The organism is Sinorhizobium sp. KGO-5, from assembly GCF_036245905.1.
Taxonomy (GTDB): Bacteria; Pseudomonadota; Alphaproteobacteria; order Rhizobiales; family Rhizobiaceae; genus Sinorhizobium; species Sinorhizobium meliloti_A.
Window position 1 is genome coordinate 135,746 of the sequence record NZ_BDIZ01000003.1, and the last position, 19,866, is coordinate 155,611.

Annotated in this window: 21 protein-coding genes; 10 read left to right on the plus strand and 11 right to left on the minus strand. The window is 61.6% G+C overall.

Going from position 1 to position 19,866, the window contains the following annotated elements; genetic code table 11:
- Nucleotides 1-8: 8 nt before the first annotated feature.
- The 4 genes from BHD07_RS14685 to tauA form a co-directional block, all read right to left on the minus strand.
- Nucleotides 9-395: a nuclear transport factor 2 family protein gene (locus BHD07_RS14685; protein ID WP_018098775.1), complete on the minus strand. Its 387-nt coding sequence runs from the start codon at nucleotides 393-395 to the stop codon at nucleotides 9-11.
- Nucleotides 396-515: 120 nt separating this feature from the next.
- Nucleotides 516-1,343 carry an ABC transporter permease subunit gene (locus BHD07_RS14690; RefSeq protein WP_100670280.1) on the minus strand — a complete coding sequence of 276 codons (828 nt, stop codon included), beginning with the start codon at nucleotides 1,341-1,343 and terminating at the stop codon, nucleotides 516-518.
- Nucleotides 1,336-2,148: a taurine ABC transporter ATP-binding protein gene (locus BHD07_RS14695; protein WP_102762609.1), complete on the minus strand. Its 813-nt coding sequence runs from the start codon at nucleotides 2,146-2,148 to the stop codon at nucleotides 1,336-1,338. The genes BHD07_RS14690 and BHD07_RS14695 overlap by 8 nt, the downstream gene beginning before the upstream one ends.
- Nucleotides 2,149-2,238: 90 nt before the next feature.
- Nucleotides 2,239-3,258 carry a taurine ABC transporter substrate-binding protein gene (tauA, locus tag BHD07_RS14700; RefSeq protein WP_338281170.1) on the minus strand — a complete coding sequence of 340 codons (1,020 nt, stop codon included), beginning with the start codon at nucleotides 3,256-3,258 and terminating at the stop codon, nucleotides 2,239-2,241.
- Between the two features lie 155 nt (nucleotides 3,259-3,413).
- On the opposite strand from tauA, the gene pdxR reads away from it, so the two are divergent.
- Nucleotides 3,414-4,928: a MocR-like pyridoxine biosynthesis transcription factor PdxR gene (gene pdxR / locus BHD07_RS14705; protein ID WP_324763702.1), complete on the plus strand. Its 1,515-nt coding sequence runs from the start codon at nucleotides 3,414-3,416 to the stop codon at nucleotides 4,926-4,928.
- A 201-nt stretch (nucleotides 4,929-5,129) separates the two neighbouring features.
- On the opposite strand, the gene BHD07_RS14710 is transcribed toward pdxR, so the two are convergent.
- From BHD07_RS14710 to BHD07_RS14720, 3 genes are all read right to left on the minus strand, one after another.
- Complete coding sequence (locus BHD07_RS14710) at nucleotides 5,130-5,603, minus strand: GNAT family N-acetyltransferase (RefSeq protein ID WP_338281172.1); 474 nt, start codon at nucleotides 5,601-5,603, stop codon at nucleotides 5,130-5,132.
- A 273-nt stretch (nucleotides 5,604-5,876) separates the two neighbouring features.
- Nucleotides 5,877-6,341, minus strand: a complete 465-nt coding sequence (locus BHD07_RS14715; protein WP_338281174.1) for an acetyltransferase — start codon at nucleotides 6,339-6,341, stop codon at nucleotides 5,877-5,879.
- Nucleotides 6,329-6,928, minus strand: coding sequence for an NUDIX domain-containing protein (locus tag BHD07_RS14720; protein WP_102762604.1), 600 nt, complete (start codon nucleotides 6,926-6,928; stop codon nucleotides 6,329-6,331). The genes BHD07_RS14715 and BHD07_RS14720 overlap by 13 nt, the downstream gene beginning before the upstream one ends.
- 232 nt (nucleotides 6,929-7,160) lie before the next feature.
- Between BHD07_RS14720 and BHD07_RS14725 the strand changes: the two genes are divergently transcribed.
- Entirely contained in the window at nucleotides 7,161-7,916 is a 756-nt protein-coding gene (locus BHD07_RS14725; RefSeq protein WP_338281178.1) for a DeoR/GlpR family DNA-binding transcription regulator, read from the plus strand.
- Between the two features lie 95 nt (nucleotides 7,917-8,011).
- Here BHD07_RS14725 and BHD07_RS14730 read toward each other — a convergent pair whose 3' ends face one another.
- A complete protein-coding gene (locus tag BHD07_RS14730) occupies nucleotides 8,012-9,391 on the minus strand; it encodes an enoyl ACP reductase FabMG family protein (protein ID WP_338281179.1) in 1,380 nt (459 codons plus the stop codon).
- 413 nt (nucleotides 9,392-9,804) lie between these two features.
- Between BHD07_RS14730 and BHD07_RS14735 the strand changes: the two genes are divergently transcribed.
- The gene (locus BHD07_RS14735; protein WP_338282287.1) at nucleotides 9,805-10,314 is read left to right on the plus strand and encodes a nucleoside kinase; all 510 of its coding nucleotides are present in this window, start codon (nucleotides 9,805-9,807) and stop codon (nucleotides 10,312-10,314) included.
- A gap of 169 nt (nucleotides 10,315-10,483) precedes the next feature.
- Here BHD07_RS14735 and BHD07_RS14740 read toward each other — a convergent pair whose 3' ends face one another.
- Both BHD07_RS14740 and BHD07_RS14745 read right to left on the minus strand, forming a co-directional pair.
- A complete protein-coding gene (locus tag BHD07_RS14740; protein WP_127709563.1) occupies nucleotides 10,484-11,215 on the minus strand; it encodes a carboxylesterase family protein in 732 nt (243 codons plus the stop codon).
- Nucleotides 11,216-11,480: 265 nt separating this feature from the next.
- Nucleotides 11,481-11,855 carry a DUF427 domain-containing protein gene (locus BHD07_RS14745; protein ID WP_338281184.1) on the minus strand — a complete coding sequence of 125 codons (375 nt, stop codon included), beginning with the start codon at nucleotides 11,853-11,855 and terminating at the stop codon, nucleotides 11,481-11,483.
- Nucleotides 11,856-12,076: 221 nt separating this feature from the next.
- On the opposite strand from BHD07_RS14745, the gene BHD07_RS14750 reads away from it, so the two are divergent.
- The 7 genes from BHD07_RS14750 (at nucleotide 12,077) to BHD07_RS14780 (ending at nucleotide 19,487) form a co-directional block, all read left to right on the plus strand.
- Complete coding sequence (locus BHD07_RS14750) at nucleotides 12,077-12,454, plus strand: GFA family protein (protein WP_102762598.1); 378 nt, start codon at nucleotides 12,077-12,079, stop codon at nucleotides 12,452-12,454.
- 157 nt (nucleotides 12,455-12,611) lie between these two features.
- The gene (locus tag BHD07_RS14755) at nucleotides 12,612-13,502 is read left to right on the plus strand and encodes a substrate-binding domain-containing protein (RefSeq protein ID WP_338281186.1); all 891 of its coding nucleotides are present in this window, start codon (nucleotides 12,612-12,614) and stop codon (nucleotides 13,500-13,502) included.
- Between the two features lie 101 nt (nucleotides 13,503-13,603).
- Nucleotides 13,604-15,115: a sugar ABC transporter ATP-binding protein gene (locus BHD07_RS14760; RefSeq protein ID WP_338281188.1), complete on the plus strand. Its 1,512-nt coding sequence runs from the start codon at nucleotides 13,604-13,606 to the stop codon at nucleotides 15,113-15,115.
- On the plus strand, nucleotides 15,112-16,074 hold the full coding sequence (locus BHD07_RS14765) for an ABC transporter permease (protein WP_100670268.1): 963 nt from the start codon (nucleotides 15,112-15,114) through the stop codon (nucleotides 16,072-16,074). The genes BHD07_RS14760 and BHD07_RS14765 overlap by 4 nt, the downstream gene beginning before the upstream one ends.
- Nucleotides 16,075-16,097: 23 nt before the next feature.
- Nucleotides 16,098-17,039 carry a tagatose kinase gene (locus tag BHD07_RS14770; protein ID WP_338281190.1) on the plus strand — a complete coding sequence of 314 codons (942 nt, stop codon included), beginning with the start codon at nucleotides 16,098-16,100 and terminating at the stop codon, nucleotides 17,037-17,039.
- A gap of 2 nt (nucleotides 17,040-17,041) precedes the next feature.
- The gene (locus tag BHD07_RS14775) at nucleotides 17,042-18,322 is read left to right on the plus strand and encodes a D-tagatose-bisphosphate aldolase, class II, non-catalytic subunit (RefSeq protein ID WP_338281192.1); all 1,281 of its coding nucleotides are present in this window, start codon (nucleotides 17,042-17,044) and stop codon (nucleotides 18,320-18,322) included.
- A gap of 106 nt (nucleotides 18,323-18,428) precedes the next feature.
- On the plus strand, nucleotides 18,429-19,487 hold the full coding sequence (locus BHD07_RS14780) for a LacI family DNA-binding transcriptional regulator (RefSeq protein ID WP_338281194.1): 1,059 nt from the start codon (nucleotides 18,429-18,431) through the stop codon (nucleotides 19,485-19,487).
- A 3-nt stretch (nucleotides 19,488-19,490) separates the two neighbouring features.
- Here BHD07_RS14780 and BHD07_RS14785 read toward each other — a convergent pair whose 3' ends face one another.
- Nucleotides 19,491-19,862, minus strand: a complete 372-nt coding sequence (locus BHD07_RS14785; protein ID WP_018098804.1) for a hypothetical protein — start codon at nucleotides 19,860-19,862, stop codon at nucleotides 19,491-19,493.
- Nucleotides 19,863-19,866 lie beyond the last annotated feature (4 nt).

The following is a 19,866-nucleotide window of genomic DNA, read 5'->3' on the forward strand; positions in this document are numbered from 1 at the left end:
TGAGGCTCTCAGTATCTCGGCTGCGGTTCGATGAGCGGCCGGTTCTTTCGGAATGCCTGCTTGCGGACGATCTTTCCGTCGCGAAGCGTGAAGAGATCGCAGCCTTCCGCGACGATGCGCGAGCCGTCCTCATTGGTGCCTGAGAACGTCCACTCGGAGACGGCGCGATCAGCGTGGACGAAGTGGCTATGATGATCCCAATGGGCATCCCGCATTGCCGTCCATACACCTGAGAAGGCATCGGCAATCGCCGCAGCGCCGACGATGCGCTTGCCGCAGGCCTCCGGCCCGGCAACGGCGTTGAAGACGCAATCGGCGGCGAAAAAGGCCATGACGCCGTCGATGTCGTGCCTGTTGAAGGCGTCGAAAAGCTTTGCGAGATCTTCGGCAGTCATGTCGAAATTCCTTTGTTCATGCCTGGGCATAGCTTCGCCGGGCGGGCGGCCCTAAGCCCGTTTGAAATGGGTTAGAAGAGGTTGTCCGGGGCGGCGCCCACTACGTCCGATCGGCTGCCGTCACACTTTGCCCTTCCAGGGAATGAGCGCCTTTTCGAGGTAGCGGATCATGAGATCGAAGGCGAAAGCGAAGACGCCGATGACGACGATGCCCATGATGACCGTATCGCTGGCGAGATATTCGGCCGCATTCAGCACCATGAAGCCGAGGCCACGATGGGCGGCCACCATTTCGGCGGCGACGAGCGTGGTCCAGCCGACGCCGATTCCGATACGCATGCCGGTGAATATCTCCGGCAGGGCAGCCTTCAGGATCACATGCCTGATCACCTGGGCTCGCGTCGCGCCCATCGCATAGGCCGCATGGATCTGTTCCGTCGAGACCGAGCGGACACCGGCTCTGGCGGCGATCGCCATCGGCGCGAAGATCGCCAGATAGATCAGGAACACTTTCGGGAATTCGCCGATTCCGAGCCAGATGATGATCAGCGGCAGATAGGCGAGCGGCGGCAGCGGCCGGTAGAATTCGATGATCGGGTCGAAGAGACCGCGCACCACCCGGTTGACGCCCATGAGGATGCCGACGGGAACGGCCGTGACGAGTGCCAGCAGGAAAGCTCCGAGCACGCGGCCGAGACTTGACAGCGTATGCTGCGCCAAAGTGGAGTTCGAGACGCCTTCCGTAAGCGCAATCACGAACTTGTCCCAGACGGCGAGCGGCGACGGCAGGAACAGCGGCTTGATCCAGCCCATTTCGGTCACGAGCAGCCAGAGCGCGATGAAGGCAAGGGCCGTGAGCAGGCTGATGTGGCCGCTCATGCCGTCGCCCGGCGCACCGTAGATCCTGCCCGGACGAACCGGCTTGCTCTTTGCGACACCCTCAAGCATGGAGGATCTCCGGGTTCCCGGACTGGCGCTCGTCGCCATAGATGATGCCGAGGATTTCTTCACGCATGTCGATGAAGTCGCGGCTGGATTTGATTGCGCGTGCATTGCCGTTCTCCAGGAAGCGTTTGTTGAAATCGAGCTCGTAGGTATGGGTGATGCGGCCCGGACGGGGCGACATCACGATCAGCCTGGAGCCGAGGAACAGCGCCTCCTCGACGCTGTGGGTGATGAAGAAGAACATCTTGTTGGTGAGTTGCCACACTTCGAGCAGCAATTCCTGAATGGTCTCGCGCGTCAGCGCGTCGAGGGCAGCCATCGGCTCGTCCATGAGCAGCATCGCCGGATCGCAGGTGAGCGCGCGGGCGATGCCGACACGCTGCTGCATGCCGCCGGAGAGGTGATAAATCATGTGCCGGTGGAAATCCTGCAGCCCGACAAGCGCGAGATTTCTGGTCGCCAGGTCCCGCCGGGTCGCCTTGTCGACACCCCTGAGCTTCAATCCGAACTCGGTATTGTCGATGACGTTAAGCCAGGGGAGCAGCGCGTGCTTCTGGAAGACGACGCCACGGTCGGCACCGGGGCCGGTGATGCGGCGGTCGCCCAGCATGATTTCCCCGGCGCTCGGCGCCATGAACCCCGCCATCAGGTTGAGAAGCGTGGTCTTGCCACATCCGGATGCACCGAGGGCGACGACGAAATCGCCGCTTTTGATTTCGAGATCCACGCCCTTGAGCGCGATGACCGCCTGGTCCGAATAGAGACCGGGATAGGTCAGACTGACATTGCTGACGTTAAGCGTTTCCATGTCGCAGGCCTTCCTGGAAAGTGCTGTGTCGAGGGTATCAGCGGCGCTCCTGACCGCGCACGGCGCGCGGGCGGGAGCGCGCGTCGTCTGCTACTTGGAGGCTTCTTTCGCATATGAGCTGTTGACAAAGGGCGCGTAGTCGTCGAGCGCGGTGTCGATCTGTTTCTGATCGACCAGAAACTTGGCGCTCGCCTCAAGCGCCCGGACAGCGCCGCCGCCAAGCCACTGATCGGAGACCTGTTCGTCGACGGTCGGGAAGGACAGGAGGTTCAAAGCCTGGACGATACCCTCGGCGTCGCCGCCGATCAGCTTGACCATGCCCTGGACCTGCGGCGAGTCGGCCTTCCAGCCGCTGCCGTTCGCCTTGTAATCGGCATAGGCGTCCGCGAGCACCTTGGTGAAGGCGGCCATGAATTTGGGGTTTTGCTCGGCCCATTCCTTGTCGGCCACGAGGCCGTCGAAGGTCGGCACGCTTGCCGCGCCGATCGCCTCGGAATCGGAGATGACCTTGCCGCTCTTCAGGAGTTCCGACAGCGCCGGTGGCCAGACATAGGCGGCATCGATATCGCCGCGCTGCCAGGCTGCGACGATCTGCGGCGGCTTCATGTTGAGGATGTTCACTTCCCGCGGATCGGTTTTCCAGACCTGTTCGAGGCCGACCAGCAGATGGAAGTGCGAAGTCGAGACGAAGGGAACGCCGACATTCTTCCCCTTCAGGTCTTCCGGCTTTTCGATGCCGGAACCTTCTCGGGCGACGAGCGCTTCCGACTTGCCGATATTGTCCAGGATCCAGAAGAGTTCGAGCCCGACGCCGCGGGTCGCCGCGGCAGTCGTGCCGGTCGAACCGATGACGCCGATCGGCACGTTTCCGGAAGCGAGGGCGGTCGAAATGTCACCGCCGGAACTGAACTGGCGCCAATCGATCGTATAGCCGGCTTCCTTCGCTGCGGCATCGAAACGACCGTCGGCGATCGCCGAGATGAACGGGCCGACGATCTGCTGGTAGCCCACGACGACGCTGGTTTCCGCCTGGGCCGCGAAGGAGGTGAGGACACCGGCGGCGATGGCCACGGCTCCGAATAAGTGCTTGAAACTTCTAAGGTGGATCATGTCGTTACCCTCTTGGTTATGTCGCCCCGCTTTTTGCGGGGTCGCGCCGTACATTGAATGACGGTCTTTGCTTGCCGAATAGAAATATGCCCACGTCCCGGATTGCCTTATATCCAGATAGGAAGTTAGATGAGTCCAGTTGAAGGAGGTGAACAATGGCGGGCTCGACGGTCTCGGAAACGATCTTCTTCCTCGACCGGGCCAGCCAAACGGGCCTGCAGGCGCAGATCCGTGAAACGATCGTTTCGGCCGTATTGTCGGGCCGCCTGGCGCCGGGCGCCCAATTGCCCTCCAGCCGCAAGCTTGCGGCCTATCTGAATATTTCGCGGATCACCGTAACGCTCGCCTATCAGGAGCTCGCTTCCCAAGGCTATGTGGAGGCGGCGAACCGGAGCGGCTACCGTGTCGCCGGCAAACCCCCGACGACAGCAATCGCGATGCAGGCCGCCCATGCTGCGGCCGATGCGATCGACTGGTCGGCCAAGTTGCGCTCGACCTTCATCGTGGCCAAGCAGATGCGTAAGCCCCTCGACTGGCGAGCCTATCCCTACCCGTTCCTTTACGGTCAGATGGACCCGTCACTGTTCGATCTCACGGCCTGGCGCGACTGCGCGCGACGGGCGCTGGCGCGCGAGGATTTCGAGCTGATGGCGGGCGACTTCGCGGCGGCGGACGACATCCAGCTCGTCAACTATATCTGTTCGCGCACCTTGCCGGGCCGCGGCATCCGTGCGAACCCCGACGAGATCCTGGTGACGGTGGGCGCGCAGAACGCCCTCTGGATCGTCATCCAGCTCCTGTTGCGTCAGGGCGCCCATGCGGTCTGCGAGAACCCCTGCCATCCCGACATGAGTGCATCGCTTCGCTTGAGCGGCGCCGGGATCACCTTCGTCGATGTGGACAGGGACGGCCTGCCGCCCGCCGCGCTTCCGCAAGAGGTCGATGCCGTGTTCGTCACGCCCAGCCATCATTCGCCGACCGGCGCGACGATGCCGATCGAGCGGCGGGCGGCCTTGCTCGAGGCGGCCGCCTCCAAGGACTTCATAATCGTCGAGGACGATTACGAGTTCGAGATGAGCTTTCTGGCGCCCCCTTCCCCTGCCCTCAAGGCCTTCGACCGCAGCGGGCGGGTCTTCTACATCGGCAGTTTCTCCAAATCGCTGTTTCCCGGCCTGCGTCTTGGCTATCTGGTGGCACCGGCTGCCGTGATCCGGGAGGCGCGGGCACTACGGGCGCTGATGTTGCGGCATCCGCCGGGACACCTCCAGAGAACGGCCGCCTATTTCCTGGCGCTCGGCCACTATGATGCCGTGCTGCACCGGATGCGCGAGGAGTATCATCGCCGCCACATCATCATGGACGCCGCCCTCCGGGATGCCGGATTGAAGATTGCAGGATCTGCGGCTTTCGGCGGCACGTCCTTCTGGATCGAGGGGCCGGAAGGTCTCGATGCGGACCTGCTGATGAACGCTTTGCGCAAGGACGGCGTGCTGATCGAATCCGGATCCCCCTTCTTCCCGCAGGACGACGGACCGTGCCGCTTCTTCCGCATGGGCTACTCGTCGATTGCACGCAACCGCATAGCCGACGGCGTGGCTCTGACCGCGGCGCGGATCGCGGAGCGGGGTAGTATGAATCTTGCAGCTTCGGGTGGCAGTGGCGGGCAGTAGCGATCTGCGCATGGGCATTCACCGTGTCAACTTTGGCAGACGTGGGGAGTTGCCATTGGTTGAGGGTGAAAAGGGGCCGGAGGCGGACCTTCTGCTTCTAAGGCGGTTGTGAGAGACGCAGATATCCGAGGCGCGGTGTGAGGTCTGAGACTCGGCCCGAAGCCGTTGTTAAAGCTTCCTGACGCCGACGCGACACCGACGTTACCCTGCTGTCACGCCGGCATCCCACCGATATAGCGCATCGGGCATCTTCTCCTGACAGTCGGTTCCGTCCGTCTCACGAATCCTGACGAAGCCGTTTCGCTCGTAGAAGGCGATCGCATCAACATTCGCCTGGAAAACCCAGAGCTGAAGATGGTCGAAATGGTCCTGCGCCTTCGCAATCAGCTTCCGGCCGATCCCGCGGCCCGTATAGCCAGGCAGGAGGTAAAGATGTTCCACCCAACCTTGCTTGAAGGCGCAGAAGCCGACGACCCACTGCTGCTCGTCAGCCACCCACACATCGCAGTCTCGGAACACGATGTTGCGGAAGTAGGCCTTGTCTTCCTCAAAGGTGTGCAGATCTGGCAAGTAGGGGAGAAAGGCTTGGCGCGACCTCCGGAATACAGATGCCACAGCCTCTGGTTCAGTAGATCCAGCTCGACGAATCTTGATGCTGCACGGATCGGAACTCATCGCTTATGAATTTACCCTCGGTCTGGATGGGCGATCGACCCTGTGAGAATCGCGCTATCGATGTTCAAGTCAGTGTCGATGATTTAGGGAGCATTCATCGACGCCAGCAGAGCGCCATGGCTGAAACTCTTCGGGCAGTCCGAACCGCCCTGGCGGCCTGTCGGCAGTAAGCGCCTCCTTGCGCCTGCCCGGGGGCATCGGCGAAGAACTCCTGCTCGTTATCCGATCCCGGCCCGGTCCCCCGTCCAAGGTCACGACGCCAGACGCTCTCTATCACGTCTTGCCAGTCGGGTCACGTTCGCGCCTCCAGCGCATGTGAAGGATCGGATACGGTCGACCCTCTGAATCCGTGTCCGATCGTCCCTGCTGATCAAAGCCCATGGCTTCATAGAAGCCTTTTGCCGAGGCGTTCTGCTCGTTGACGTCGACGGTCGCCTCGCTCCGGGTTGCCAGAAACGAATGCAGAAGGAGCCGCCCGATGCCTTGACCCCTACTCTCAGCGTGGACGAACAAGGCATCGACATGATCTCCGGTCGTGCCCATGAATCCATGGGCGGTGTCATCCGCGTCAACCGCAACTGTGAAATCTGCGGTTGGCAGATACGACTTCTCGACGAGCTCGCCGATCTCGTCGAAGTCTTCCGCCGAGAGAAACTGGTGCGTCGCCAGAACCGACGTGCGCCAGATCTCGAAGTTGCGCGCAAGGTCTTCGCGTTTCGCCGCTCTCAAGGTGAACATGCGGTGTCCTTGAAAAGGTGCAGCGCGGCATATTGCAGGAGCATAATGGTCTTGCCGTCGCGGATCCGGCCGTCGGCGATCATCCTCAGCGCCTCTTCGATTGTCGGCTCCAGACGTTCGATGTCTTCGCCTTCGTCCGGGTCGCCACCGCCCTCCGATACTTGATCAGCGGTCGAATAGGCTCCGACAAAGAAGTGAAGCCGTTCCGTCACCGATCCAGGGCTCATGAACGCTTCGAACACCTGACTGACATCGGTGACGCGGTATCCGGTCTCCTCCTCCACCTCCGCCTTGATCCGCTCTTCCGGTGTTGCCTTGTCCAGAAGGCCAGCGGGTGTCTCGATCAGAAGATCGTCATACCCGTTGACAAAGGCAGGGTAGCGGAACTGCCGGGTGAGCAAGACCTTTCGGCGCTGCAAATCGTAAAGCAGGATCGTTGCGCCATTGCCGCGATCGTAGGTCTCCCTGCTCTGTCTCTGCCACTCTCCGTCCGTCCGACGGAAGCTGAAGGTCGTCTTCTTCAGGACATACCAGTCGTCCGACAGGGTGGTCACCTGCTCGACCCGAATCCGATCTGCAACCGACATACACGTTCTCCATCACATACTGCACGATATTGCATGATATTTGTGTTCGTGCAATATGCGGAGCATCGGCGACGGACGCATCATGGCGGGCGCGTTAAGGCGAGCTTCCACGTTCGGGAAATTCCTGCAGTCACTTCCGAGGCTGCATTGCAGAGCCGCCACAGGCTGGAGCTAGGGATTCAATTGCAGCGGTTATTGCCAGGTTTGCACTATCTGAAAAGGAAGCTTCCACATGCTGACCACTGAGCGCAAGGCGCTGCTCCTCGACGCCCTCGGCAAGGAAGGCCGGATCGTCGCGAAAGAGTTCAGCCGGAAGCTGGGCCTATCCGAGGACACGATCCGGCGAGACCTTCGGGAGCTTGCTGGCGAAGGACTACTTCAACGCGTGCATGGCGGCGCTCTCCCCGCCTCCAAGGCACTCAAAGACCTTCCCACGCGCCGAAATGTGTCAGTCAACGACAAGGCCGAGATCGCCAAGGTCGCCGCCGGCATGGTCAAGGAAGGACAGATCGTCTTCCTGGATGGGGGCACGACGACAATCAGGCTCGCGCGCGCCCTCCCAAAGGGCTTGAAGGCGACGGTCGTGACCCATAGCCCCGACGTCGCAACCGCTCTTCTTGATCATCCGGGAGTGGATGTGGAGCTTATCGGCGGTCACATCTACAAGCATTCGAACGTCTCCGTAGGGGCCGTCGCCATCGAAGCAATATCGCAGATCCGCGTGGATCTCTACTTCATGGGCGTGACCGGTATCCATGTAGAGCACGGCCTGACGACGGGAGACCGCGAGGAGGCGGCGGTGAAGCGGGCGATCTGCCGGCAGGCTGCTGAGACGGTCGTGCTTGGCTCGAGGGAAAAGCTCGGTGCCGTCTCCGCGTACAGCGTCGTTGGCTTCGATGACGTCGACGGGCTTATTGTGAGCAGGAAGTGTCCCGAGGATCTGCTCACCCCTCTTCGCGATCGAGGCATGCAGATCATATCGTCGTAAATGGCGGACAGTGGCGGAAATGAAGGCTCATTCCTGTCGCAAGATTCGTCGCTTCATGGCCAAAACACCAGCTTCCAAGCTAAGCCGGGAGCCCGTCACGCCACCTCAAGGTGCGAGGATTCCGTTCCCTGCGTGATAAGCGGCGCGGGAGACTTCGCATGCGGATGGGAAGCGTTAAGTCGCCGAGCCACGATATCGTGGTTGAGCCACAGGACGGGACCGGAGGGTTCGGAAGATTCGCCGAAAATCAGCTGCCCGGTTGCCTTCACGACGAGACCGCTCAGGAGATCGCTGATCATCAACTTGCTATCCCGATGCATCCGGGTGATTTCGTTGGACGTGCCGATGGTCAAATCGGCCTGTGCCTGGCTGTTTGCCATGGGCCATGCCGAAAACTCATAGAACGGGCGCATGACCTCGCTGGCCTGCATGTCGGTGATCTTCCGGAACACATCCTTCATGGTTAAGCCGTCTGCCAGAAGCTGCTCGCAGGCCTGCCACTGTTCGTCTGCCCATTGGCCGCCGTTTTCTTTCTTCAACGCAAGCAGCAGCGGTATCAGGGGCAGTTCGATACCCGTGAACACATCGGACGAATTGGTCCGGATTTCGGGACAGTTATAGACAGTTGCCTTGATGCCTTTCGCCCAGGCTTCCTCTGCAATGCCTTCGAGCCGCATCTTGGCATAACCCTGGGTGTAGTTGGTGTAGGTCTGCCAACGATAGCTTCCGTCAATGAGGATCGCCGATCCGTGGTAACCATAGGCCGTATATCGTATTTGACCGCCCGAAGCTTCCACGCGCTCGCGAATCGCCGCGCTGAAATCAATGAGATGGCGAAAGGTGTTTGCGGAGACGTCGTCAAAATTCTGCAGGATGAGTTTTCCCATATCACTGTCGAGCAGGGTCTGCGACGACATGTGGCGGGTTCCGGTTCCCTTGTAGATTCGATTGGCGACGACCAATAATACCTTCGCCTTCGGGATGCCTCCGGCCATTGTGTGGGCGAAGAAAACATTGCGGCCAGCGGCGATCATTCCGTCGAGAACGGTCATGACCTTTGCAAGCGACTCCGTAAAACGCGCAGTGGCGATGTCGCGGCATTGCCTCACATAGTCCCAGTCGAGCTTGTCGTGTTCCCAGCTCTCAAGCGTCATCTTTGCCAGGAGATCGGTGGGAGTTGGGCCGCCTGCGGGCGCATCGAGATCGAATCCCGCCATAAGAGGTATGTTGATGACCCTGCCGCCCAGCCGGGCCTCCGCTGAAGACAGTTCCTCGGCGTCGAGCGGCCGAAGCGCGTTGTTCTCGTCGCGCCGCCCGACGGTGATCCCCACAATCTCCATGCCAGCCCGCCGGGCTTCCTCGAGCAAACCGGTGGCGTATCCGCGGCCGAACAGTTCGCCGAAGAGTACGAAAACATCGCCTTTACGGAAGACCGTGTTCTCGGAAAGACGATTCAGTGCAACCGGATTTTCCATGCTGTCAGCTCTTTGATTCGTGTGTCGTCGAGCAATGGCTCATACGAGCGTCGCAAAGACATGACCGCACTGGCACCGAATGGGAACTCATTTTCGGTGACGGTTCATTTCAAAACGTGAAGTCGGTCTCTGCTGTTCCTGCAATGCGGCGAAATGCCGAGGCCGTTGGAGATCGGCGCGCCGATACCGAAACGAGTGCGGCTTTCGGCGGCACGTCCGTTTGGATCGAGGGGCCGGAAGGTCTCGATGCAGCTTCGGGTGGCATCGGTGCGGCAGCGGCACTAGCAAGCGGAGCGCTGTTTGCTGGCGGCTCGAAGTTTGTGAGTACCTTCTTTCTGCAAGGCGATACCCTTGTTGAGCACACCCCAGGTAGAGTGTCTTCACACCGGATTGAAGGCAGTGATAAAAACCTCATGGGCATCAAGAACTATCTAATCGAAGGCGGCTCGGGTACCGGAAAGACGTCTGTCGCTACCGAACTGGAGCGGCGGGGCTACCATGTCGTCCATGGTGACCGCGTTTTGGCCTATGTCGGCGACCCCGAGACAGGCCAGGCGCTCGCAGGACCACCCGAAGGCGCAGACCGCATCGCCTGGGGATACGCGCACTGGATCTGGTCTGTCGATAAAGTCCGAGCTATTGCTGCCGACACCACCCATCCCGCCACGTTCTTTTGTGGCGGCTCGCGCAATTTCCACAAATTCCTGGACCTGTTCGATAAGGTTTTCGTGCTCGACATCGACGTTGAGACGTTGAACCGACGACTGGATGGGCGGCCGAATGAGCCGGGCTTCGAGCCGGCCGAGCGGGCCCTGGTACTCCGCTATCATCGTACCCGGGAGTATCTTCCTGCCGGCATCAATATCGACACGGCGAATACCGTCCCAAGTGTCGTCGACGCTATCCTCGCCAAACTCACCTGAAGCCCGGCAGGCTTGTGATAGGGAGGGAAGCAACTGATTGTTGCGAGAAAGCCGCTAGCTGCCGTACGGCTCACTGGCGGCGGTGCCGGCTTCACCGGCCTTTCTGGCCGGAGCGGGCGCCAACCAGACTCCGTTCGCATTCCGCGGTACGCGCTGAGGATCGACAGGTCTACTCAGGCGCAACCTCAAGGCGCTGTTTCAGAAGCCAGTCCCAGAGCTCGGGATCGTTCAAGGCGGCCCGCTCGACGCCCGAGTGGTCCACGCCCTCCAAGACACTCAGACGAGCATTACGCTTCAGACCCACAAGCCGCTCATAAAGCACGACTGAATCCGACAAAGGGATGACTTCATCGTTCGTGCCGTGGAACACCCAGAAGGCTGCCTTTTCATTTGTTCTGCTAAGGTAGTGGCGATTGCCGCCGCCGGCGATCGGAACGACAGCGGCGAATGTTTCGGGAAACTGTTCTGCCATGGCCCAAGCAGCGAAAGCGCCGCGACTGAACCCCACGACATAGACACGCGCGCGATCGACGCGATACTTCGACATAACCTCGTCGAGTGCCGCCTCGACTTTCTCGATCGGATAAAGCAGCTCTTCACTCGGATTCTGAGGTGAAAACACCAGGAAAGGGAACTTCTTTCCCTCGTCGATCAATTTCGGAATGCCACTCGATCTGACTTTCTCGATATCGGTCCCGCCCTGATCGCCGCCGTGTAGCCACACAACAAGCGGATACGCGTTGCTGGAGGACGCATAGTCGTCCGGCGTGTAAATCAGATAGTTGAGATCATTCTTTATGGTGGTGCTCGATCTCGCTGCCAACTGCTCTGCATGCGCCACGCCTGCACTGCACATTCCGATTACGGCCGTGAAAGCCAGTGCCATGATGTTCCGCGTCATTCGACCACCTGCTTCATAATGTTGCGCCTGCAAGCATCAAATGGAACCGAAAAACCAGAACTCAAGCCTGCCTACCCCGAGGATGGAACCGCCGCCTCGGGGAAGGATTGTCGCGGAAAGCCGCGGCAATCTCGGAAGCGCGACCTGACAGCCCGGTTGTCGAGTGAAGAATTACCTCCGGCGTGGCGAGCAATCACTGGGTCGGGCCGTTCTCTCCTTCTCGTAGAAGGGCAGACAGGTCGAGCCGAACGAGCGGGTCCTGCCGCTACGTTTCCTCGATCGCATCCACCCGGTCCGGATAGAATGCCATGTGCTCCTTGATCTCGCGGACCGCTTCATGCGGATTCTCATAGGTCCAGACGGCATTCTTCGAGCGTTCGCCACCGGCCGCGATGCTGTAATAGGACGCATCGCCCTTGTAGGGGCAATAGGTCCCATGATCGGTGCGCGCAAGCAGCGACATGTCGACGTCGCTGCGGGGGATGTATTGCACGGGCGGATAGGACGCCTCGCGCAATGTGAGCGCGTCGCGCGTATCGGCCACGATGCGGCCATCGAGCCTGACTACAACACGCCGGGGATTGCGTTCGACAGTGATCGGATGGTCGGGGCCTGGAATTCTGATCGGCTTGTCTGACATGAGCGTTCGCCTTCAGATGGTTGCACCGCCTCTTAGATAGGGTCACGCCTCCCGCTCCCCAAGGGCCGCACCGCCTCGACGGGTCGGGATGCTTCCGGTCCGGCCAAACAAAATCATGAACCATCGGATATCTGAAAGAGTTGGAGCGGATGCGGGCGGAAACGGGCATGCGCCTTTCCTTGATCCCGCTTGATGTTTAGCCAGATTGGAGATGCCGGCAGATGATTGCGAGAACAGGTGGGTGCCTTTGCGGCGCGCTGAGATATGAGGTTCGCGGAGAACCTTTGCGGGTGGGACTTTGCCATTGTGCGGACTGCCGCAAGGAAAGCGGCTCTTCTTTCGTGACCTTCGCCGTCTGGCCCACCCGGGCTTTCAAGAGCTCTGGCGAAGTCAGGATATTCGCGGGCCGTGGCTTTTGCCCCGACTGCGGATCGCGGCTCTTCAACCCGGGAGAAGAGGAAACCGAAATTCGCGTCGGGTCACTGGACGACGCCCCGGCCGCCCTCAATCCCCAATACGAGATCTGGGTCGTCCGGCGCGAGGGGTGGTTGCCTCCCCTTCCGGTGCCGCAATATCCGGGGGATCGAAGCCGAAGCTAATATTTTCTCGTGCGCTGAATTTTGTTGTTGTGTGTTCTTTTTAAAATTGACGCGCGATAAGTTTTATGGTGTTTACTCCCTGCCAAGGTCAGGGACGGGAGGGCCCGCCTGCCTGGTTGCAAACGTTGAAGGCCCGCCGTTTCCAAGGGAGGAAACCATGAATATGCCCCGCATTCTCAAAACTCTCGTCGCCGGCACTGCGCTCACCTTGCTGGCATCCGGCGCCTTCGCCGACGGTATCGGCGCATCGCTCCTGACCCAGCAGCACCCGTTCTACATTGAGCTCGCCGAGGCGATGAAAGCCGAAGCCAAGGAAAAGAACGTCGCGCTCGAAGTGGCGATCGCCAATCAGGACCTCAACAAGCAGCTCGCCGACGTCGAGGACTTCATCGTCAAGGGCGTTGACGTGATCGTCATTTCGCCTGTCGACAGCCAGGGCGTGCGCGCGGCCATCGCAAAGGCGGAAAAGGCCGGCATCAAGGTGATCACCGTCGACGTTCCGGCCAATGGGGCGACGGTGACGTCGCATATCGGCACCGACAATTTCACCGGCGGCGTGAAGGCGGGCGAGCTCATGGCCGAGGTTCTCGGAAACCAGGGCAAGGTCGCCATCATCGACTATCCGACGGTTCAGTCGGTGGTCAATCGCATCAACGGCTTCAAGGAAGCGATCGCCAAGCATCCGGAAATGGAGATCGTCGCGACCCAGACCGGCATCACCCGCGCAGAAGCCCTCGCCGCCGCACAGAACATGCTGCAGGCCAATCCCGACATTACCGGCATTTTCGGCTTCGGCGACGATGCGGCCCTTGCCGCGGCCGTTGCCGTCAAGGCTGCCGGACTGGAATCGCAGGTCAAGGTCATCGGTTTCGACGGCATGAAGGAAGCACGCGATGCCGTCGACGGCAATCCGGTAATGGTCGGCGTGATCCAGCAATTCCCAGACCAGATGGGCAAACAGGCGATCGACACCGCCGTAAAGGTTGTCGCCGGAGAGACGGTACCGGCCGAGCAGCCGATCGTACCGGGCGTCTACACCGGGAAATAGGTCCCTCCCAGGACGGCTGCCGCCTGCGGGCGGCGGCATACCACGGGCGTATCCGGCGCATGCCGCCGGATACGCTCCGGTCCGGCTGAAGGAGGCCCGCCATGCATGGTTCCGCTGCGGATACCATTCTCAAGATCACCGATGTCACCAAGTCCTTCGGGCAGGTCGCCGCTCTCAAGGGGATGCGGCTCGAAGTCCGGCGCGGCCGGGTGCATACGCTGCTCGGCGAAAACGGCGCCGGCAAATCGACCTTGATGAAGATTCTCGCCGGCGTGCACGGGGCGACGTCGGGAGAGATCGTTCTCGACGGGCAGGCCTACCGGCCCGCCAACCCGCAGGAGGCCGCCTCGCTCGGGCTGGCGATCGTCTTCCAGGAATTGAGCCTCTGCAACAATCTGACGGTCGCTGAGAACATCCTCGCCACGCGCGAGCCGCGCCGTTTCGGCTTCATCAACGACAAGGCGCTCGTCGCAAAGGCGCAACGGATCGTAGCGGACCTCGGACTTCCCATCGACGTGACGGAGAAGGTCGGCAATCTCTCGATCGCCCAGCGACAGCTCGTCGAGATCGCCAAGGGCCTGAGCCATGATGCCAAAGTCGTCATTCTGGACGAGCCGACTTCCTCGCTCAGCGACAGCGAGGCCGAGATCCTCTTCGAGATCATCGGCCGGCTGAAGCAGCGCAACGCGGCGATCATCTATATTTCGCACCGCATGGAAGAGATCATGCGGCTCAGCGACGACATCACCGTCATCAGAGACGGCGAATATGTCTCGACGCATGCGCGCGACGAAGTCACCATCGAGACGCTGATCGCATTGATGGTCGGGCGCCGCATGGACGAAATCTACCCGCCGCCGATGCACCGTGTGGCGGCGGACGGCGCCCCGGTCCTTGCAGTCGACCGGTTGACGCGCGAAGGCGAGTTTCACGACGTGTCCTTCCACGTGCGCGCCGGTGAGATCCTCGGCTTCTTCGGCCTTGTCGGTTCGGGCCGCTCGGAGGTGATGAACGCGCTCTTCGGCATGAAGAACGCCGAAGGCACGGTTCGCCTCGATGGCGAGTCCGTGCGGTTCCGTTCCCCGGACGAGGCCATCGCCCGCGGCGTCGGTTTTGTCACGGAGAACCGGAAGGAAGAGGGCCTTGTCCTCGGCCACAGCGTCGAGTGGAACATATCCATGGCGGCTCTCGCGAACTTCGCCGGGGGTTTGGGCTTCATCCGCAACGACGCGGAACGGGCGGCGGCATCAGAACAGGTCGGGAAGCTCTCCATCAAGACGAACTCGCTGGAAACGCCGGCGGGGGCGCTCAGCGGCGGCAACCAGCAGAAGATCGTGCTCGCCAAATGGCTGCTCACGCGACCCAGGGTGCTGATCCTCGACGAGCCGACCCGCGGCGTCGACGTCGGCGCGAAATTCGAGATCTACAAGATCATCCGCCAGTTGGCGGCCGAGGGAACGGCAATTCTGCTGATCTCCTCCGACCTGCCCGAAGTCCTGGGAATGAGCGACCGCGTGGTCGTCATGCATGAAGGCGCGCCCGGCGCCACGCTCGAAGGTTCCGCCCTCACTCCAGAGACGATCATGGCTCACGCGACAGGGTTTCAATCATGACACAGAACACAGCAGCCAAAGCCGCCCTTGTTCGGGCTCTCAAGCAATATGGCGGCATCTTCCTTTCGCTGGTGATGCTCTGCATCGTCTTTTCCTTCTTCAACCCGCGCTTCATGACGGTTGTAAACTTCATGAACATCCTGCAGCAGGTCGCCGTTGTCGCGATCGCGGCCTTCGGGATGACGTGGGTGATCCTGCTCGGCGAGATCGACCTTTCCGTCGGCTCGATCATCGCGGTGGCAGGAATGGTCGGGGCGCAATGCTTTGCCTTCGGGATGGGTTTCGTGCCGGCGATCGCGCTGACGCTCGTTGCCGGCGCCCTGATGGGAATGTTGAACGGGGTGCTGACGGCCAAGCTGCTCTTGCCGTCCTTCATCGTCACCGTCGCGACCATGGGTATCTATCGCGGCATGGTGAGCCTGCCCACCAACGGCGCGCCTGCCATGATCGAGAACGAAACATGGACCGCAATCGGCACCGAGAGTTTCCTGGGGCTGCCGATCATCATCTGGGTCGTCGCCGTCCTCTTCGTCATCAATCAGATCGTGCTCAGCAAGACGAGCTTCGGCCGGCGCGCCTATCTGACCGGCGGCAACCGCGAGGCGGCCGTCTACTCCGGCATCAAGGTCGACCGGCTGAAGATCCTGATCTTCATGATCTCCGGCGTGATGGCGGCCATCAGCGGCATTCTGCTTTCCTCCCGCCTGTTCTCCGCACAGACCAATGCGGGCATGAGCTACGAGCTTGACGCCATCGCCGCGGCCGTTCTCGGCGGCACCAGCCTTGCCGGCGGCGTCGGAACCATGGTCGGCACGCTGATCGGCGCGCTCATCATCGGCGTGATGAACAACGGCATGAACATGCTCTCCGTCCCCTACTTCTATCAGCTGATCGTCAAGGGCCTGGTGATCCTCGTCGCCGTCTGGCTCGACGTGCGCGCCAAGCAGGCAAAGCGCTGAACCCCGACACGAGTGACATCCACATGCACAAGATACTGACGATCGGCGAGATTCTCGTCGAAATCATCGCGACCGAGAAGGGTGACGGGTTCCGCCAGGCGACGCCGCTCATCGGCCCCTTCCCTTCAGGTGCACCGGCCATATTCATCGACCAGGCCGGGAAGCTCGGTCAGCCATGCGCGATCATCTCCCGCGTCGGAGGGGATGATTTCGGCACGGTCAACCTCGAACGCCTCAAGGGCGACGGCGTCGACATTTCCGGCATCGAGGTCGATCCGCTCGCCACGACCGGCAGCGCCTTCGTCCGCTACCGGCCCGATGGCAGCCGCGCTTTCGTCTTCAACATCCGCGACAGCGCCTGCGGCAAGATCATGCTCGACGAGCGAATGACCCAGCTCGTCGGCGAATGCAGCCATATCCATGTCATGGGCTCGTCGCTCTACGCGCCGAGCGTGGTCGAAAGCATTCTCGCCGCGATCGGAATCGTCAAGGCGGGCGGAGGCACCGTCTCCTTCGATCCGAATCTTCGCCCGGAAATCCTCAAAGGCCCCGGCATGCGCGAGGCGCTGCTTACGGTGCTCGCCGAGACAGATCTCTTCCTGCCGAGCGGAGACGAGCTCTTCCTCTTCACCGAAGCAAAGACGGAAGGTCAGGCGGTCGCGGAACTCCTCGCATCCGGCATCAAAGCCGTCGTCGTCAAACGCGGCGCAGCAGGCGCCAGCTATTTCGATGCCGTGACGGCACTCTCCCTGCCGGGCTTCCCTGTCGAGGAGGTCGACCCGACCGGGGCCGGCGATTGCTTCGGCGCCACCTTCGTCAGCTTCTGGCTCAACGGGGCGAGCCCCCGCGAGGCCCTTGAATTCGCCGCCGCTTCCGGCGCCCGCGCCGTCATGCACTTCGGCCCTATGGAAGGCGCTTCGACACGCGCGGAACTCGAACGATTCATCAGCGAGCAACAGGCCTGATCATGCAAGAGAACTATCTCATCGACATCGCCCGGTGGAGCAAGCGTCCCGGTCCGCGCGGCATCCCGTCGATCTGTTCCGCGCACCCGCTCGTCATCGAAGCCGCCATGCTGCGTGCGCGCCGGGAGAATACGCCGGTGCTGATCGAGGCGACCTGCAACCAGGTCAATCAGGACGGCGGCTATACCGGAATGACGCCTGAGGATTTCACCCGCTTCGTCGGCGCCATCGCCGACCGGATTGCGTTCCCCCGGGAGAAGATCCTGCTCGGCGGCGACCATCTCGGCCCCAATCCCTGGAAGCATCTGCCCGCCGCGGAGGCGATGGCCAAGGCAGAGGCGATGATAGCGGCCTACGCGAAAGCAGGATTCACCAAGCTGCATCTCGACACCAGCATGGGATGCGCCGGCGAACCGACGGCCTTGCCCGATGCCACGACGGCGGCCCGCGCGGCGCGGCTCGCGGCCGTCGCCGAAGACGCCATCGGCGGCCCTGGGGGCGTACTCCCGGTCTACATCATCGGCACCGAAGTCCCGATACCGGGCGGCGCGCTCGAAGAGCTGGACACGCTCGAGGTGACTGCTCCCGAAGCTGCCATAGAAACCGTGCGCGTGCATCGCGCGGCGTTCGAGGAAGCCGGCGCCGCCGGTGCCTTCAGCCGCGTCGTGGGCGCCGTCGTCCAGCCGGGCGTGGAATTCGGCAACGAGAACGTCATTGCCTATGATCGTGCCAGGGCCGAAAAGCTCAGCGCCACGCTGGGCCGACTTGACGGGATGGTCTTCGAGGCCCATTCCACCGATTACCAGACGCCGGATGCGCTTCGCCAATTGGTCGCCGACGGCTTCGCGATCCTGAAGGTCGGACCCGGCCTCACCTTTGCTCTTCGTGAAGCCCTCTACGGCCTCGACCAGATCGCTGCCTTTCTCTTTCCGGCCGCGCGCGAGCGGACGCTTGCCGAAGTCACGGAAGCGGTGATGCGCGAGGAACCGGCGAACTGGGGCAAATACTATCACGGCTCGGCGGACGAGCAGCGCCTCCAGCGGCACTTCTCCTATAGCGACCGCATACGCTATTACTGGCCGCATCCGAAGGCCGCTGCAGCCGTGGACGAACTCATGTCTCTGCTCGACGGCGTTGCGATCCCGGAAACGCTGATCAGCCAGTTTCTCGCCGGCAGCTACGCGCGCGTTCGCAATGGCGAGGTCGCGCCGCAGGCCAAGCCGTTGGCGCTTGCCGCCGTCGACGCCGTTCTGCAGGACTATTTCGCAGCGTGCCGGGTCTAGATCAAGACGTCAGAGCGGGATGCGGGCGGAAAGCCGCGCACACTTTTCCTCAACCCGCTCTAGCGGAGGCGCCGTGATCGGTGAATATTCCGAAAGACCAAATCAGATGAGCGGGGACGCTTCGACCGTGACCAGACAGATCAAGACGATGGAGGATTTTTCGGAGTTCGTCGGACTGTCGCGCCCCACCGTCTCCAAATATTTCAACGACCCCTCATCGGTGCGCAAGAAGACACGCGACGCCATCGAGGCGGCGATAAAGCAATCGGGCTTTCGCCCGAACATCTTCGCCGTCAACCTGAACCGCCGCCGCACCAATATCCTCGGGGTCATCGTGCCCAACTCGACGGACCCGTTCTACATGGCGCTGACGCGGCGCATCGAGCACATTGCCGATCAGGCGGGATTCCTCGCCTTCGTCCTTTCCTCGGACGGCAGGCCCGAGATGGAAGAACGGGCGATCGAAACCTTCAAGTCGATGAACGTCGCCGGCGCGATCATCGCGCCGCTCGGCGTCCAGTCGCATCACCAGAAGCTGAATGCGCTCGGACAAAGCATACCGCTGATCTATGTCGACTCGCCGCTCGACGACAGTTCCTCCTTCGTCGGAACCGACAACCGGCAGAGCTTCAGGCTGATGGTCGACTATCTCTGCCGTTCGGGTGGCCCGCCCTGCTATCTCGGCATGCCCCCGGTCAACAACAACGCCATGGCGCGCCAGGACGCTTATGTAGAAGCCATGCGGCAACTGAAGATGAAGCCGGCGGTCGTAGAGACGACGGCATATGCCTCCTGGGACTTCGAGAAGTTCGGCTTCGACGAGACGCTGCGCATCCTGTCCAGTAGCGGTTTCCCGACGCAAACCGTTCTTTGCGCGAACGACCGCGTCGCCTTCGGCGTCATTGCCGCCGCGTTTCAGTCCGGCCTGAAGGTCGGGCGGGATGCCGACAGCGATCTGAGGGTCGCCGGGCACGACGACCATCCCTTGTCCCGCTACACCTGTCCGCCACTGACCACGGTCGCGCAGAACTACAACGAAATCGGCAGGCTGGCGATCGAACTGCTCCTGTTCAAGCTCGGCGAGGCTTCGGGTAACGGTGAAGCCTTTCGCGACGACGAACGCATTTTGCTGAGCGCGGAGATCATGTTGCGCGGTTCGGCTTAGAACTCACCTGAACTGCGCGCATGGCGCAAGCGCGAGCGCCCCAGAGCCGGTCCACAGGACGCCCGTCAGGGCCAGGACCGTCAGAAGGCGCCCCGCGCGGATCAGGAAAGGCTGGTCGTCTCCCGGATCGGCACAGCGAAGCGCTTGCGCGAGCTTTCCCGGAAAAGAGAAGGCCAGCAAGAGTGCTCCGGCCGCGGCGAGTGTGGCCACGACGATGGATCCCGGAACGATGGTGGTCGCCCACGGCCCCGCGGCGGCGCATGCCACGGCGTGGAAAGTATAGACGGCAAGCAGATGTCCACCCCAAAGGATCGGCCCGGCCAGAAGGAAGAGAATTGCGCCGGCAATGGGTGGTTCGCGGACGGGATCGTTCATGACG